Here is a 15,160-nt window from a genome sequence, read left to right on the forward strand (position 1 = left end):
TGAGACCTCGGTGGCGTCCTTCGGAGCGAGCAGCGTGATCGGCCCGTTCGTCTCGCGCCGCCAACGAGCATCCTCGTAACCGAGGGCGGCGGCGAGGGGAGCCAGGACCTCGCTTCGATGGCGGTCCGCATCGACCTCGATCACTGCATCGCCGTCAGCACCCGTGTCGATGGTGGAGAGCAGCGACGTGAGTGCAGCTCCTGCCGCCGCTAAACGCGACCGCGGCGTCTTCTCTCCAGCGCTCTCGCGCTCGTCCCAGTCCTTGCGGCGGGCGATGACTCGGCCCTGGAACGACTGCTTCGCGGACTCGTTGTTGAAGTAGTGCTCGCTGATCCAGTCCTCACCGACGATGAACGCATCCGATGGCATCTCAGGCCTCCTCAGGGACGACGACGAGCAGCGGGCGGGCGAGGTGTCGCGAGGGAAGCATCGAACGCGCTGTGCGTTCCTCGTCCTTCACGGCGGAGCGGCGACCTTTGAGATCCGCACGCTGGACGAGGTCACCCGACGTCTCGATCCACGACTCCACCCGCTGGGACCATTCGTCGACGCGTCGGCGAGCGTCCGCCGCCGCGGCCTCGGTCGTCACGTCGAGATGTGCCACGGCCCGGTCGACAGCCCGCGGGATGAGATCCTGCAGTGCCTCGACGCTCTCGACAGCACCCGGGTTCGTGTGCGCCGAGGTGATGCCGAGGTCGGCGAGCGCCTCTCCCGCACTCGCATAGGGGTGGATCATCCCGCCAGCGACCGTCACGAAGCTCGTCGCGATTACCTGACCTCGGGCATTGCTGAGTGTGCCGAGCAGCAGCACGGTCGGCACCGACACGTCACCGCGCACGACGAAGACCTCGTTGCGGCCCAGCTTCGCGAGGACGCGATCTCCCGCCCAGTCGAGTACGGGATGCAGTGGCCCGAGATAGTGCGTGTCGGGCCACAGGCTCTGTCGCTCCGAAGTGTCGTCACGGGCGTCCTTGAGGGAGGCCTTGGCCCGGGTCTCGGTGGTCGCGAGCTTCATATCGCCGAGCACTTTACGCTCCTGCAGGTAGCTCTGCGGCAGGACGGTCAGTCGTTGTTTCAGGTCGTCGGTGGGGCTGAGCTCGACCATGCCGTATCCGGAGTGGACCTTCCAGTCCACGCCGCCTGCACCGAGGTTCTCGGCCGGTGTCTCGAACACCTCATGCAAGGCGGACTGCAGGTAGTCGGCATCCGACTCGAAGAGGTCGGTGGTGCCGCCGTCGTCGACGGCGGTGGAGACCGCGGTGGGGGTCGACTCGGAGTATCCCTGCAGGAACGCTCGCCACGGGTCGTCGGAGTCGCCCGTGAGGTCGGTGACTCCCGGGACGACTTCGTCGATCGGGTCGCCCTTCATCAGCGCCTGCTCGATCGCCTTCTCCTCGGCGGCGACGCTATACGCCCCCATGAGTACCGCCGCATCGCCGAGCGCGCCGTGTGCCTCGTTCTCGCGCTCGACGAGACGCTGCAGCACGCGCATGTCGCCGGAGAATCGCTGGTTCGACGGGCTCAGCAGCATCGTGGTGATCTGGGGAGGGTGCTGCTGGCCGTAGCGGTCGATGCGGCCGTTGCGCTGCTCGATGCGGATGAGGCTCCACGGGATGTCGAAGTGGATCAACTCGTGGCATTGCGAATGCAGGTTCACACCCTCCGACGCGATGTCGCCGGTGATCAGCACACGGATCGGTGACGACGATTGCTTGAACGATTCGACCACGGCCTGCTGCTCGACGTCGGAGAGGCCACCGTGCAGGATCTCGACCTGGTCGTCCTTGAGCTTGAGCTCTTCACGGAGGCGGGATCGCAGCCAGTGGAGGGTCGCGACTCGCTCCGAGAAGATGACTACACGTTCGGCCGAACCGCGCGCGATTCCGATCTGCTTGAGGTACGCGACGAGCTTCGTCAGCTTGGCCGACTCGCCCTCGGCGCTGTCCCTCGCCAGCGACTCCAGACGCCGGAGTGCTTCGAGTTCCCGGTTCTGCTCGAGCGTGCCTGCCTCGCCGAGGGTGCGGATGCGGTTGCGGACGGATTCCAGAAGCGCGGGCGGGCTGGAGAGATACGCCTTCGCGAGGGTCCAAGGAAAGAGGCCCTTGTTATCGCCCGAGTAGGGGGTGCTCACCTTCGGATAGAGCCACACTTCGGCCAGCTCGTCGGCGACGGCATCCTCTGCCGGTGACGCGGCGACGACCAGATGCTGCAGCTCCTTGCGCTCCGCCCACTGATCTCCGACCTCACGCTTGACCTCATCTGAGTAACGGTGCCGCCGGATCACGAGGCGATCGAGTGCCTGCGGATCCACGTCACCGTTCGGGGAGACGGCGGTGGGCTCGAGAAGGCGGATGAGCTCGGCGAACGACTCCTTGCGACCGTTGTGGGGAGTGGCCGACGCGAGGATCAGGGCCTCGGTGTTCGGGGCGAGAACACGGGCGAGGGCGTTGTTCTTGGTGACGCCGGTGAGGTTGTGCGACTCGTCGATGACGACCGCATCCCACTGCTGCCGGCGCAGATGATTCAGGTAGCGGTCCTGCTTGAGCGTGTCGACCGAGATGATCACGCGCTTGTAGAGGCTGAACGGGTTGCGGGTGGCGGGCAGTTTCTGACGCACGCGCTGGATGCCCACGGAGTCGAGGCGCACGAACGGAAGGGCGAAGCGCGTCCACATCTCGAACTGCATCTGTTCGAGCACGTGCTTCGGGGTGACGATGAGGATGCGCTCGCCGCGTCCGCGACGGACGAGTTCGGAGAGGATCATCCCGATCTCGATCGTCTTTCCGAGGCCGACGGTGTCAGCGAGCAGGACGCGCGGACGGAGTTGTTCTGAGCTCAGAGCCTTGCGCACGGCGCTGCGTTGGTAGCCGAGGGTGTCGGTGAGCATTCGCGTCGAAACTGATAGGTCGCCCTCGCCGAGAGGGAGAGGCGTGCGGCGCAGGGTGGATTCGAGCCAGAGGCGGGTGCTCCGGTGCCCGGGAGACGTGTCGGAGCGCAGCCGTGCCGCTCGCGGATCGAGCGGCGCGATGTCGTCGAGGCCTTCGTAGAAGGCAGCGCGAGTGTCACGGACCAACTCGGAGAGTCCGGTGACCTCGATCAGGAGGCCGTCCTGCGTGGGATCGACCTTGGTCACGAGCCAGTCCGCATCGCGAACCGTGACGATCGAGCCGGGTGCAACGTTGAGAGGGCTCACGACTTCGTCCCTCCCCTGAACTGGCCGGCGGTCGATCCGCTCTCCGCCATCGTATCGATCTGATCGGAGTCGGAGAATTTGTCGATTCGTCAGATGTTCGACGAATCGACTTCGAGCGAGCTTCTTGCTTCGCGCGGGCGGACAAGCCTCCCGTCGGAGTTCACGCTGCCTCAACGCGCACTTCCGTTTCATCGCTGGGATTCTGCGTCACGACTGTCCAGATTTCGGGTGCCCTGCGCGCTCTGCCGCGCCGGCCGTTCGCACTCAACGTTCGTTGGGTCCCACCCCAGCCGCCCTCAATGAACGTCGCAGCCCCAACCCGCAAATGACCGGCATTGAGCATCGCCGCGAGTATGGTCACCTAGGGAATGCTTTTTCTGGTCTACGAAGGGCGCGTAGTTGAGGCAGCACGTACTTACCTTTTCGGTCGGCCAACTCGTTCGTATGATTGATGACGGGGTCATCGGCCTGCCTAACTTTCAGCGCGAGTTTGTTTGGCCGCCCTCTCAAGTCGCCGCCTTGCTGGATAGTGTCGCGCGCGATTGGCCGATCGGAACTCTCCTTCTGGTGCCGCCCGTTCCAGAGTTGGCGATGCGACCCATCGCCGGCGCGCCAACGTTGCGTCCCGACGGCGTTCAGTATCTGGTGCTAGACGGGCAACAGCGGTTGACTGCGCTCTATCAGGCAATCTCTGGTGTGGGTGAGTATGGATTCTCGCTCAATCGAACTCGGGGCACAGATAGGGACCAACTTTTTGGTTGGGGGCCAACGCCTCCCAACGACCGAGTCGAATTACAGGATCAGCTGCACCGACTGGACCGTTACGATCTCCCATGCGTAGTGCTCGGGCATGACGTAGAAGTATACGAGCTGGCGCAGATCTTCGAGGCGATCAATACTTCGGGAGTACCAATCGACGTCTTTGACCTCGCGAACGCCCGCGCTGGCGCTATAGGGGAGGACTTGCGCGAGGGGTGGGAGCGGGGGCAGGAAGCCCATCCGATCTTGGTCGATTTCCGGGTGACATCTCTCCAGATTCTTCGGTTCGTGGCGCTCAGCGCGGCCGGTCAGGGGAACGCCAGCGTGCGAGGACTTAGAGCCAGCGACCTCCTCGAGATCCCTCCGGAAGATGTTGCCGAGGTTTGGCCATCTGCGATCGGGAAGTACGCCGACGCGTTGACGCTTCTGGTCGGGCGCGCAGGCGTCGTTGAGCCTGCTGACTTGCCTTCAAACCGAGCCGTCTTGCTTGCCGCAGCGACACTGGCCCGATTCGGCGCCGCCGCCATGCTGGACACATACTGGAACTCCGTCTTGAGGCTTGACGACCTTTCGGACGCTGACGTTATGAACGTGGTTCGCCGTGGGGACACGATTAAAACTCGAGAGACGACGCGGTTCTCGGACGTATCGTTGGAGCGCGTGTCTCGCGGCGGTAGTCGCACCCTGACACGAGCAATCCGCGGGCTTGCGCGGATCAATGGCGCTCGAGATCCCATCGACAATGGCGAGCTGGCCGAGCGCGAGCTGCGGGAGTTTGAGTATGACCCGAGCTACGGCATTGTCGGGCCGGCTACCGTGAAAACTGAGCTCGCGAAGGTCATGTATCTGAGCAGTTCAAGCGCCACGTCGGTACGGCGTCGTCTGCGTGAGGCGCCAGCTATCCCTGAGTACGCGCTCGCTCCTTCGGCGTTGGCATCGCAGGGATTTGAGCTTGGCCCACGTGCCGCCAGAGGGCGCCACGAAACACTGTTGGGATGGATGGAAAGTGTCGTCAGTGAGATCGTCTAGCGGCGAAGCGGGGTCGCGCCGTCCCATCCGCCCGTGGTTCTGGTTCTGCGTGTTCCTCGGTGTCGTTCTCGTGGCGCTAGCGGCAATGGTTTGGGCCGTAGTGATCCTCAACGGCTGGCTCCACGACTGGGGGCAGCCGGTAGCCGAGCTGGGCGTAGTCGGGGACATGTTCGGAGCCGCCAATGCTCTCTTCTCTGGAATGGCCTTTACGGGCCTCATCGTGGTCTTGGTGTATGACATGCGCGAGCGGGAACGTGATCTATCGGACCGGATGGAGTCACGTCGCCCGGTGCTGACCGTTCGGTTCGGCAATGGAGAAAACGATGGGGATGTCGCGCAAGCTGCCGTCTCTCGCGCGGTCTACGAGGTAGGGCACGGCGTCGACCTTCGGCTGGAGATCACGATTCCGCTTCAGTCTTTGGCGGACGTCGCACTCACTCCCGCGTTCGAACTTGCGATAGTGAGCGCCGGCTCGGTCGTATGGACTGAGCCGCGGAAGATCGGTTTGCCGATTAGCTCGGGTGAGAAGCACGGAATGCGGTTCGTGGCGCAGTTCTCGGGTGACAGTGGACGCGCGCTTCTCACCGGGTTGATCACTACTGGCACCGTTCGGTTGCGGGCCAGTGCAGAGTACGATTCCGTGTCCGGAGTGAGCTGGCACACGATCGTAGAAGCCGAGCTTCGGGTCGCCCCGGATGACGAGGGATTCGCCCGCCAGGTCCTCTCAGGGAGCGGCTCCGTTGACAAACACGCGCCCGGGCGCGTGGCCACGTCACTAAAGACAGACGTGAACGTCGACGCGTCCAGTTGGAAGCACGGGAGGGTAGGCGCCTCAGGCGCCTGAGCGCACCAAGGCATCCTTCGTAAGGAGCTCGGTCGCATCCAGGTCCGTTTCGGACGCCTTATGGGAGAAGGGAACTCGGTTCGTGGTCGCAGCTGGCGTCGCGAGCTGGGTCCTGGCAGCGAATCAGCGCGAACGCCGTCACAAACGCGGAGCTTGGGGAAGGGTTGGAGCAGTTAGGCCAGGTCAAGAGTCCCGGTCATTCAGCTCGTCGCCGCCGCTAGCACTCCGGCTGGTGCCGGGCGAACTTGTGTTCCCGTGAATCCGCGGGAGCCGCACACCACTGACAGTCCTTGCTCGGCACGTGGCCTAGCTCTTGGTCTTTGCGTGGGGCAGATCCGACTTCACAAGGTTCAAGCCGATCGAACTCAACTTCAGATCTTCAGAGCTACCACTGCTGAGGTAGCCAGCGACACGGGACTTCGACGCGCCATTGCCAGAATCGTTTGGAAGCCTCCAATCGGCAACCATGAAGCAACTCATGACCTGCGCGACGGTGGCAGCCTCGAGTTCAGCCACTCTCAAGATCCAGTACACAGCGACCGCATATCGCTCATTGTTGGTGCTCGGTGCCTTTTCAGCGGCGAAGTCCTTGAAGGAGGTCTTACCCTCGGGGAACAGATCAATGCTTAGATCGTTTGATGCCGACTTGCCAGGCTTCGAGCCGTTCTTACGCGCACGTGGGGTCGGCTTCGAGCCAGCATCGGTTGAGGCAGGCGCCGGAGTAAGGGTCGACGAGGAACTGTTGCCCTCCGCCTGATGCCGAGCCGGAGGGACCTCGACGATGGGGACATCACCGCCGATCAAGTACTGAAAGGCACCGGCCTGCAGCTTCTTCGGAAGCGAGTTCACTACGTCAGCTGCCCGGCTGACACGGTCGAGCCGCGTCTCGAATTCGGCGTTGTCCATCTTAGGATCCTCCATTGCTAGTTCACGTCTATGACTTCGAGAGGGAGTGGATGAGCTTTTCTGCTGCCTCAACTCCGGGCGGGAGGAGCCGGATGACCTTGATCGTCTCGTCGAAATCGATCAGTCGTTCCTTGTGCATCGGACGAAGCACCGCCTTCCGCAGATCATTCGGCCTCTTGTGTTCTAGCCATGCAACGAGCTCCGCCTCGGTCGCCTCGGTTACGCCCGCGAGCAGGAGCAAAACTTGCTGCTTGAGGGTCAGTCCCGTCCGGATGACACGACGCTTCTCGCCCCACTTCCACACCAGACTGATCTCGCGTTCGACGAGTGCTTCGATGACCTCGCTGGCCTGCTCGGTAGTCAGTCCGTGGAGTAGGCGGACCAGCTCCGCCATGAGCCACTTGCTCATGTACAGGACCGCGGTCGCGTCCATCTGGTTTGGGTTGACGTCGCCGCCGGCGTGCCCGACTCCGCGGTTGTTTCGGATCTCGTACAGCGCCACGATCATCCGCGGGATTTGAATGCGGGCCGACCGCACCGCGGTTGTGTGCTTATTCTCGATCGCCAGGCAGGCAGCAGGCATGTTCTTGGGCTTGTTGGCGCGAGCGGGGTAGGTGCTCGACAGATGGCCCTCGACGATCGTGTACACCGCTTCACAAAGCTTCCCCCCGTTGAGCTCGGCGGGCTCCCACCGATGCTCGGCGTAGTTCGTGACGACCTCCGCGTAGGCATCGAGCAGATCCTGCGCCAGCGTCGGAGGAAGCGCCGCGAACGCAGTCTTCGGGTCAATCGACATCAGAGTCCGCGAGCATCGACTCGACGGCCTTGATGCCGGCGGTCGTGAGTTTGTAGGTCTTGCGAGCCTGACGGCTCTTCCCGGTCTTGCCGGTCTGCATCACGAGCACCGGCTTCTGTCCCTCGGCCGATCCCAAAGCGTCGGTGATGTTCGGGATGCCCTGGCCCATGTTCTTAAGCGCAGCGTTCAGAGTGAATGACTGGAAGGTTCCGCCGCCCTGGACGACCTGGAACCAGTACGCAGCGAGCAGGGCTTTCTGTGTGTTGGTCTTCGCTACACCGGACTCAAATAGCTCGTCGATCGAGTTGTACGTCCGTCCGGGCACTTCCGTAGGAGCTGACACCGCAGTATTCTCGAAGACATCAGTCGAAGCGGCATCGAACTTGATGTCGCGAACCGCGAATCGGTCGGCCGCCCAACGCAGTACGCGGGCCTGCTCATCGGAATCAAGGGGTGAAAGGGCGGCAGAAATAGCGCCCATCGCGGCTATTTCCAGATCGACGTTTGAAGTGCTCATGGTGCCCTCCCAGGATTTAGATTGAGGGAACAGTAGCACGCATCTTTCCTGTTTAGCAATCGGTAAAGCAATACTTTTTTTCGCCAGTCTCTCGCTAGCGTGTGGCCGGCTTTCCGGAGTTCCCATCTAACGCCGTATTTACGGTGATCCCGACTGAGACAGTCATGGTGTGGATCCGAGCAACCAGCGCATGTTCATCGATCCAACGCGCATCAAGCCGATCGATATAACCTCTATCACGCACAAAACCGCGATTTCTGGTGGCCTGAGCGGCTGCCAGCCGCTTGATCTTCTTGCGATCCTCGCCCAATAACATGCGCCCGTCTTTTGATGTAGGAGATTCAATGCTCTGAGATCCACATCAGGACAAGGCGAAAGAGGTGAACAAGCAGATCCCTCCGACCTCACACGGCACGCATGACAAAGATGCGGAACCAACGGCTCTCCTGACGCGGATAAGCCGTGGAGCGGTTTTGGGCTGACGGGCCTTGCACCAGCGTCTGCGATCAACCTGCGGCCGACTCTCCACAGGCGCGTGTTTGGCGTGGCAGCGCGTTTGCCATCATGGGAGTGATTGCGAACGTGGCGTTCGCCTACGTCTTCTTCTCGTCGGATCTCGCCGCAGTCGGCTGGCTCACCCTCGCGATATCCTCCGGCCATGGCCTCGGTTTGCTCACTCGGAAGCCGCGCTTCTACGGCTCAGTGCTGACCGACACGGCGTCTTGGATGACCGATCGGCACCTATCGAAGCTGCGCGCACGTCGTGCGGTCGCGGTCGGAGTGACGACCGCAGGACAGAACGAACCGGCGGGGTCTCCCTCGCAGGCGGATTGATCCAGCGGCGCTACCAATGAGCTCCGGGGCCTCTGTTGGACCCTCAGACCGTGCCAGCTCCCAGCGAAGCGACGATCGCATGCCCGAGCTGTTCAACTCGAGTGATCAACTCTTCCGGTCCTCCGCTCACATCCACTGCATGCGCCACGACTACAGTCCCCGTGGCCGCGATCTCGTATCGCCGCGGCTCCACATCTCCTGACACGTACAGCAGATGCACCTCGGGCACCTGCGCTGCGATCGCGTATGCCAGCCCTTGGTACACGTCGGCGTTCGGGGGAGAGCCATGACTCTCACCCCACACCTTGTACTTCGTGTCCGCCACAGCCACGACGCGACCTCCACGTGAGATGACGATGTCCGGCCGCATTCGCACTTTTCCGCAGGTGTCCAACCGCCAGTCCGACACCTGCAGATCGACCTCGAACCCTTCGGGCTTCAGCGTCGCCCGGAGCACCGACCCGACGAAGTCCTCGTACACCTTCGCGACGTTGAGCAAGAACGCCGAACCGGAGCTCGCGCCCTCCGCGTGTGCCCACGATGTCGCTTCGAGGATCCATTGCGCGAGGCGCAGCGCCGGCTGGTAATGAGCGTTCAATCGGGTCTCCGCCGGCAAGGTCAGCCGACTGCCAGTCCGCAGATCCGAGACGTCGGAGAACATCCCCAGCAAAGGGCCCAGCTCGTCGACGACGCGACGGGGTAGTTGTTCGAGCCGCGCCAGCGCGCGCAGCGCCGCCTTGACGATCCGGTTCTCCGCGACGTCCTCGGTGTAGTCGTCATAGGTCAGCTCGACCGGGACCGGAATGCCAGGCCGCGCCTTGAGCTGGCGCGCCACATCCCATCGGCCGCGAATAACTGTGCCTGTCTCCTCGACGGACACATACCCCTTCAGCAGCCCTCGTCCCGTCGCTGCCTCGACCGCTCGGATCAGCGCTGAAGCCAGCGTAGAGGGCAGATCTTGATCAGCCTCGAACGCGAACGTCGCGTGCCTCACGTCAGCCTGCACGCCGGAAGACGACGCCATGAAAATCAGGCTCCGCAACGGAGTCTTCGGCCGAATGATCAGTCGAAGTCCGTCGATCCCGACGACTCCCACACGAGCGACGTCGGTGATGCGCCAGATTCCCGCGTTGCCTGTCGGAGATACGCGACAGAACTTCAGCTCTTGCAGACGCGCTGCCTGTGGCGTGGACAGCGCGACGAAGGACTCGCCCTTCTCCGCGATCTCCTCAACGCGGATGCCGAACGTCGTCGAACTCATGTCCCCGACGCTGTCGCCTCGGCGTCAGACGCTCCGAGGCCGTCGAGCAATGTCTTCAGCCCATATTTCGCGTGCACGTCGACACCGGTTCCGACGTGACGCTCCTCGAGCAAAGGCAGGATGCTTTCCTCCCACACCGCCAAGAGATCGTCCTCGCCGAGGTCGTCGGTTCGCAGCAGATGACTCGGGCCTACGCGGTCTTCGCGATCGCGAATGCTCGAGTTGAGGCGCTCGAAAAGCTCAGCCACCGGCAGGGTCTGCGGGTGGTGTGCAGCCCAGCGAACGAGGATGTCTTTCACCGGTGCGACATCCGGGTGCAGCTCGAAGAACGAGAAGCGGCGGCGCATGGCCGAGTCGAGAAGTGCGATCGAGCGGTCTGCGGTGTTCATCGTCCCGATGATGAGCACATTCGCCGGGAGGGTGAACGACTTGCCGCCGTCATCGCCCGAACCCGCATACAGCACGTCGATGGCGTCATCGCGGTACTCGAGCAGGTAGTAGAGCTCGCCAAAGACCTTGCTGATGTTCGCGCGGTTGATCTCGTCGATCATCAGCACGTGCGGCACATCCGGGTTCTTGCGAGCCTCGTCCGCGATCTCGCGAAGGGGGCCTCGCGTCAGCGAGAACGACAGCTGGCCCGCGGCATCCGTCACCGGCCGATATCCGGCGAAGAAGTCCTCGTAGGTATAGGACGGGTGGAACTGGATGCGCTTCACGACGCTGCCCGGCTTGCCGAGCTGGTCCGCGAGGGCCCGGGCGACGTAGGTCTTGCCGGTGCCAGGAGGGCCATACAGAATCACCTGCCCGCGGCGGTGGAGAGCCTTTGCCACCTTGCCGAGCCACACGGAGTCGAGGTGAGTTTGGTCGGCGAGTGCGTCGAGATCGAGCTCGGGCGGAACAAAACCTCGGGGGTCCGGGAGGTCCGGAGATGGCGGATGTACAGGCCCAGGCAAAGGGTCTGGCGTGGGTTCAGGATCCGGATCGGTCCTCCTCCATCGCGCCTCTAGGTCACCGTAGAAGTTGATCGGCTTGCCTTCTTTGACTTGAAGGGCGATGACGATCGACTGGAGGTCGGCGTCGGGATCGTCCGAGAACTCACCGCCGATCTCCCCGATGAAGGTCTGACGGATGCGCTGGCGATGGTCGGTCGACACGATCGGGCCAAAGAACCCCGGATGCACCAGGTAGAGCAGCGCGTATCGCTGGGTGGGAAAGCCAGTTTCCGTCCCCATAACAAGCTCGCGCCACTTCAGAGGGTCGTCAAGGGCTTCTTGCTGGGCCTCTTCGGAGAGTGCGCTCCACGAGAGGAGCAGATCCAGAATGATCGTGATCGCGTTGTTGACGTGCGTCTGCATACCCTGTCCGGGGTTGAATGCTCCACCGCCGAAGGCTTCGTCGAAAACCCTCGGAATCTCGACGGGATGGGACATGCTGTCCAGCAGTGATTGCACGCGCTCGCGCTTCTTCGCGTGTCCGATGATCCAGCCGATCGGAAGCAGCTGCAACGCGATCACCTCGGCCATGAGCAAACGTTGGTCGTCAGTGGCGTCCGCGAACTGCAGCGTGAGGTTGCCCGTGAAGCCCTTGCCCTCGGCTTTCTCCGCTGTAGCCCACAGTTCGTGCACCTCGCGAATGTTCGTCGGTGTCCATACTTCCCGGCCCGGAGCGAACGCTGATAGCCCTTTACGGAACCCCTCCTGGACGATCACATCCGCTGCTGCGAGGAGCTTCCGCTGGGCAGAGTCGGTGCTGACCCACCGCTCGGACAGAGAGCGAACAGTTTCGTCACGCAGACGAGTGCGTTCTTCGGTGCTCAAGCGTGCGGCGGCAGCAAAAAGCTCGGTGCCCGGATGCTGCGCGAGCGCCTCCAGGCCCTGAGCAGTGATCGACCATTCTCCGGTTCCGGAAGGGTTCTTGATCAGCCATCCGGCACCAACGAAGTCCGAACTCGCGAACCGCCAGTTCGTCTGACCTCGTGGCAGATTCTTCGTGTTCAACTCGGATTCGTAGGGAGTGAGGGGCACTGCGGCGAGTGCACTGTCCCAAATCCGCGTGATCGGAACATAGCCGCCGCTCGCGCCCTCACGCGCGAGGAACTCCATCGCTGCTCGAATGCGTTCGGCAGTCTTGAGGTCTCTCTCCATTGCGCCCTCCCAAGCCAATAGGTCGTCGTTCACTTGCTCCGTCTGCGACCTGTGTCGCCGCCGGCGTAAATCACGAAGAATTCCTCGCGAGAGTTAGAGTCCCGCGAGCAGTTTGCCCTTGGCGGCGGAAAACTCGTCGTCCGACAGGATGCCCTCTTGGTGTAACACCGAGAGCTCACGGAGTCGGTCCGAGAGCGTCGGTGCAGCAGGCGGCGCGGCGGCCACGGCGATCGCTTCGACTGCAACCTGCGGTTCCGGCTCTGCTGAGATCCCGAGCACGGAGTTCCCCGCGTCGACCAAGGCCAGGGCGACCGTGTTGTGTTCTTTCTGACTGACGTTGTACACGCCGTTGTGCTTTTGGTTGGTCAATGTGTGGATGGCGCGGTCTGTCGCGATCACCAGGCTCGACTTCCGAGCGGAGTTCGCAGCGAGCTGGGCCACTCCCGATGCCGCCATGCCGATGGCGGTGCCCTTCGTCAGGAGCTTGCCGCCCTTCATGATGCCGGACATCGCCTGCATCACCGCGCCTTCAATCGGAGAGCCAGCGGCCGAGGAGTCCGGTTTGTCCGTCTCCGGTGATGCGAACGAGATCGACCGGAGTCGTTCGAACGGCGTCGCCTTCGTGATCTCGGTGGCGCGGCTGTTCCCTTCGCGGCCTTCCGCTACGCGAACGTAACCGCCCTCGTAGATCTCAACCGTCGAGATGCCGAACACTCCGCTGGTGACCAAGGCGCCCGCGGCCCGAGCGCGCTCACTGTGGTCCCGTGCTTCTTCTTCCTTCGTCGCCTTTCGATCCGCCGCCGCCTTCTTGACGACAGAACCCAGCTTCGAGATCACGTTTGCGGACGCCGCGGGTTCACTCGTCGCGACCACGACGGCGACCGCGGAAGAGGGCGGTGGTGTCGCGGGCGCAGGCGGCGCAGGAGTCCGGACATGCGCTGTCCACGCCGCTCCATCCCAATACCGCTCGCTGCCACTGCCGTCCGGGTACCAACCCGCTGGTGCTTGCTCGCTCACGCGTTCATATTCGCATGAACGGCGCCGGACGGCCGAGAGCGGAACTGTAGGGTCACAGCCCGAGAAGCTTGCGCTTGGCCGCCGTGAACTCCTCCTCGTCGAGGATCCCCTGGGCGCGCAGCCCTGCGAGGCGCTCGAGCTCGGAGTTCAGATCGCCGGCGGCAGATACGGCCGGTGCTTGGGATGCCGCTGGGGCGAAGGCCGGTGCGACCGTCTGCACGGCACCCGAGTACTCGATCGACGAACGCGACGTGTTCTCTCGCAGGTGCTGCGCGTGCCGGGCTTCGTCGGCAACGCGGTTGATGGCGACCACGCCCTCCCGGAAGTTCGGGATGTCCTGCATGACGACCTTCTCGTCACCCGAGGGGCGACGCGCCAGCAGTGTGATGTTCCCCACGCCGCGAGCCTTCTGCGCCATGGTCTGCGACGAGTCGACGTCGTGGATCTCGCGGGCTCTGATCTGCTGGCCCTTCGACGAGAGCGTGCCCGTCTCGAACACTAGGTACTCGGCGGTGAGTTTGTAGCGTCCTGCGCCGAGGCCGGTGAGCGGCTTCCCGACGGCCGTCCAGATGGCGTCTTCATCATTGGCCAGATCGTGCTTGGCGGTCAGTCGCTGGGCTTGATTCTTCGCCCAGTCGGCGACAGCTCCGCCCCGTGCTTCGACCACGGCGGGCGCCTGGCCGGGCTGTGCGTCGAGGTAGTGCTCGGTCCAGGTCGTTCCGTCCCACCACCGTTGGCGACCAGAACCGTCGTCGTACCAGCCAGCTGCGACCTCTGCCATCTGCTTTCCTTCCCGCGCGGAGTCCTGAGCATGAGTATCCCAGTACGTGGCCTCCCGAGTTGCACATTTCGCAACGGCTCGTCATCCAATCGTGACGTTATAGGGACCATGCGACCGCATGGAATCGCTAATGTCAGATCGAGCCCAACTGGGGGCATCTCAGCAGCATGGAGCAGATGTGAGCAACGTCCCCGCCGGGTGGTATCCGAGCCCCGAAGACCCGACGCAGAATCGCTACTGGGACGGGGTGCAATGGACACAGCACAGTGCACCGGCCGCCGCGCCTGCCCCGGCACCCTCGGCACCTGTCTCGCCGCCGGCTCCGAGTGGTCCCGCTTTCTCTGCACCGGCTCCTGGTTCCGCTCCTTCGCCGGGCCCCGCTCCCGCAGATGCGACCATTCCGGTGCTTCCGCCGCCTCCCGTGCCGACTGCGGCGCCCACTGCCGCATCGATTGCGAGCCCGAAGAAGAAGTGGCTGATCGGCGGTGCGATTGCGGCCGGCGTGATCGTCGTCGGGTCCGTCGGCGCAGCAATCGGAGCTGGTGGTGACCGAGATGAGGCGCCGCAGGCCAGCACCGCGCCCGTGGTCGTCGAAACGGAAGAGCCTGCCGTGGCAGAGCCGACGCCGACCCCCACGCCGACTGCTGCGGTCGAAGCTGAGGTCGTTGATGCAGTGGCATTCCGCGCTCAGGCCGGCTCGCACCTCGACGACATGAATAAGGACCTCGACGACATCATCGTCACGGTGCAGGAGAACGGATTCTGGCGCCTGCTGAGCAACAGCGGCGAGCTCGCCTTCAACTTCGGTCAGCTCGAGGCGCTGGACGTTCCCGCGAACGTCGCCGTCACCTGGCCTGAGTCCCTGGTGGCGCTCGACACGACACTCGACGCGCTGAGCGACGCGGTCTCGACGCAGGACGGCCCGACCATCCTCGCCGCGGTAGAGGTCGTTCGAGCGCAGGTCGAGGCGACGCGCGGCGTGGCCAACTCGGCGCAGTAAGCGTGGTGCGACCCGATATCGCATCGGGTCGCACCACCGAAGCAGTACCCCGCGAGCAGCGACGCTCGCGGAACACCAC

13 protein-coding genes and 1 pseudogene are annotated in these 15,160 nt (G+C 63.5%); 6 read left to right on the forward strand and 8 right to left on the reverse strand.

Annotated elements, in window-relative coordinates:
- Positions 1–370 precede the first annotated feature (370 nt).
- A complete protein-coding gene (locus tag RQG77_RS06015; RefSeq protein WP_311243921.1) occupies positions 371–3,193 on the reverse strand; it encodes a helicase-related protein in 2,823 nt (940 codons plus the stop codon).
- A 399-nt stretch (positions 3,194–3,592) separates the two neighbouring features.
- On the opposite strand from RQG77_RS06015, the gene RQG77_RS06020 reads away from it, so the two are divergent.
- Positions 3,593–4,981: a DUF262 domain-containing protein gene (locus RQG77_RS06020; RefSeq protein WP_311243922.1), complete on the forward strand. Its 1,389-nt coding sequence runs from the start codon at positions 3,593–3,595 to the stop codon at positions 4,979–4,981.
- A gap of 49 nt (positions 4,982–5,030) precedes the next feature.
- A complete protein-coding gene (locus RQG77_RS06025) occupies positions 5,031–5,825 on the forward strand; it encodes a hypothetical protein (protein ID WP_311243923.1) in 795 nt (264 codons plus the stop codon).
- A gap of 306 nt (positions 5,826–6,131) precedes the next feature.
- Here the strand turns inward: RQG77_RS06025 and RQG77_RS06030 are convergent, their stop codons facing one another.
- Genes RQG77_RS06030 through RQG77_RS06040 form a run of 3 tightly spaced genes read right to left on the reverse strand, consistent with a single transcriptional unit; the run spans position 6,132 to position 8,044 of the window.
- A complete protein-coding gene (locus RQG77_RS06030; RefSeq protein ID WP_311243924.1) occupies positions 6,132–6,731 on the reverse strand; it encodes a hypothetical protein in 600 nt (199 codons plus the stop codon).
- A 28-nt stretch (positions 6,732–6,759) separates the two neighbouring features.
- A complete protein-coding gene (locus RQG77_RS06035; protein WP_311243925.1) occupies positions 6,760–7,527 on the reverse strand; it encodes a hypothetical protein in 768 nt (255 codons plus the stop codon).
- Positions 7,517–8,044 carry a hypothetical protein gene (locus RQG77_RS06040; RefSeq protein ID WP_311243926.1) on the reverse strand — a complete coding sequence of 176 codons (528 nt, stop codon included), beginning with the start codon at positions 8,042–8,044 and terminating at the stop codon, positions 7,517–7,519. Before RQG77_RS06040 ends, RQG77_RS06035 begins: the two co-directional genes overlap by 11 nt.
- Before the next feature lie 169 nt (positions 8,045–8,213).
- Between RQG77_RS06040 and RQG77_RS06045 the strand changes: the two genes are divergently transcribed.
- Complete coding sequence (locus RQG77_RS06045) at positions 8,214–8,357, forward strand: hypothetical protein (RefSeq protein WP_311243927.1); 144 nt, start codon at positions 8,214–8,216, stop codon at positions 8,355–8,357.
- A 257-nt stretch (positions 8,358–8,614) separates the two neighbouring features.
- On the forward strand, positions 8,615–8,878 hold the full coding sequence (locus RQG77_RS06050; protein ID WP_311243928.1) for a hypothetical protein: 264 nt from the start codon (positions 8,615–8,617) through the stop codon (positions 8,876–8,878).
- 43 nt (positions 8,879–8,921) lie between these two features.
- Here the strand turns inward: RQG77_RS06050 and RQG77_RS06055 are convergent, their stop codons facing one another.
- The 4 genes from RQG77_RS06055 to RQG77_RS06070 are packed head-to-tail and all read right to left on the reverse strand — an operon-like array spanning position 8,922 to position 14,081.
- On the reverse strand, positions 8,922–10,139 hold the full coding sequence (locus RQG77_RS06055; protein ID WP_311243929.1) for a 5-methylcytosine restriction system specificity protein McrC: 1,218 nt from the start codon (positions 10,137–10,139) through the stop codon (positions 8,922–8,924).
- Complete coding sequence (locus RQG77_RS06060; protein WP_311243930.1) at positions 10,136–12,316, reverse strand: AAA family ATPase; 2,181 nt, start codon at positions 12,314–12,316, stop codon at positions 10,136–10,138. Before RQG77_RS06060 ends, RQG77_RS06055 begins: the two co-directional genes overlap by 4 nt.
- Before the next feature lie 60 nt (positions 12,317–12,376).
- Positions 12,377–13,300, reverse strand: coding sequence for a DUF2510 domain-containing protein (locus tag RQG77_RS06065; RefSeq protein ID WP_311243931.1), 924 nt, complete (start codon positions 13,298–13,300; stop codon positions 12,377–12,379).
- A 52-nt stretch (positions 13,301–13,352) separates the two neighbouring features.
- Complete coding sequence (locus RQG77_RS06070) at positions 13,353–14,081, reverse strand: SHOCT domain-containing protein (RefSeq protein ID WP_311243932.1); 729 nt, start codon at positions 14,079–14,081, stop codon at positions 13,353–13,355.
- Between the two features lie 130 nt (positions 14,082–14,211).
- Between RQG77_RS06070 and RQG77_RS19375 the strand changes: the two are divergent.
- Together RQG77_RS19375 and RQG77_RS06075 are read left to right on the forward strand one after the other, a co-directional pair.
- Positions 14,212–14,364 (forward strand): annotated as a pseudogene (locus RQG77_RS19375) (DUF2510 domain-containing protein); the annotation flags it as partial.
- 120 nt (positions 14,365–14,484) lie between these two features.
- Positions 14,485–15,081: a hypothetical protein gene (locus tag RQG77_RS06075; protein WP_311243933.1), complete on the forward strand. Its 597-nt coding sequence runs from the start codon at positions 14,485–14,487 to the stop codon at positions 15,079–15,081.
- The last annotated feature ends 79 nt before the right edge of the window (positions 15,082–15,160 follow it).

It is taken from the genome of Microbacterium sp. WCS2018Hpa-23 (assembly GCF_031843845.1).
GTDB lineage: Bacteria > Actinomycetota > Actinomycetes > Actinomycetales > Microbacteriaceae > Microbacterium.

Excerpts from the sequence above, each read along its gene's own strand:
- RQG77_RS06055 (WP_311243929.1), bottom strand. The coding sequence starts at position 10,139 with ATGAGTTCGACGACGTTCGGCATCCGCGTTGAGGAGATCGCGGAGAAG.
- RQG77_RS06035 (WP_311243925.1), bottom strand. The coding sequence starts at position 7,527 with ATGTCGATTGACCCGAAGACTGCGTTCGCGGCGCTTCCTCCGACGCTG.
- RQG77_RS06030 (WP_311243924.1), bottom strand. The coding sequence starts at position 6,731 with ATGGACAACGCCGAATTCGAGACGCGGCTCGACCGTGTCAGCCGGGCA.
- RQG77_RS06040 (WP_311243926.1), bottom strand. The coding sequence starts at position 8,044 with ATGAGCACTTCAAACGTCGATCTGGAAATAGCCGCGATGGGCGCTATT.
- RQG77_RS06070 (WP_311243932.1), bottom strand. The coding sequence starts at position 14,081 with ATGGCAGAGGTCGCAGCTGGCTGGTACGACGACGGTTCTGGTCGCCAA.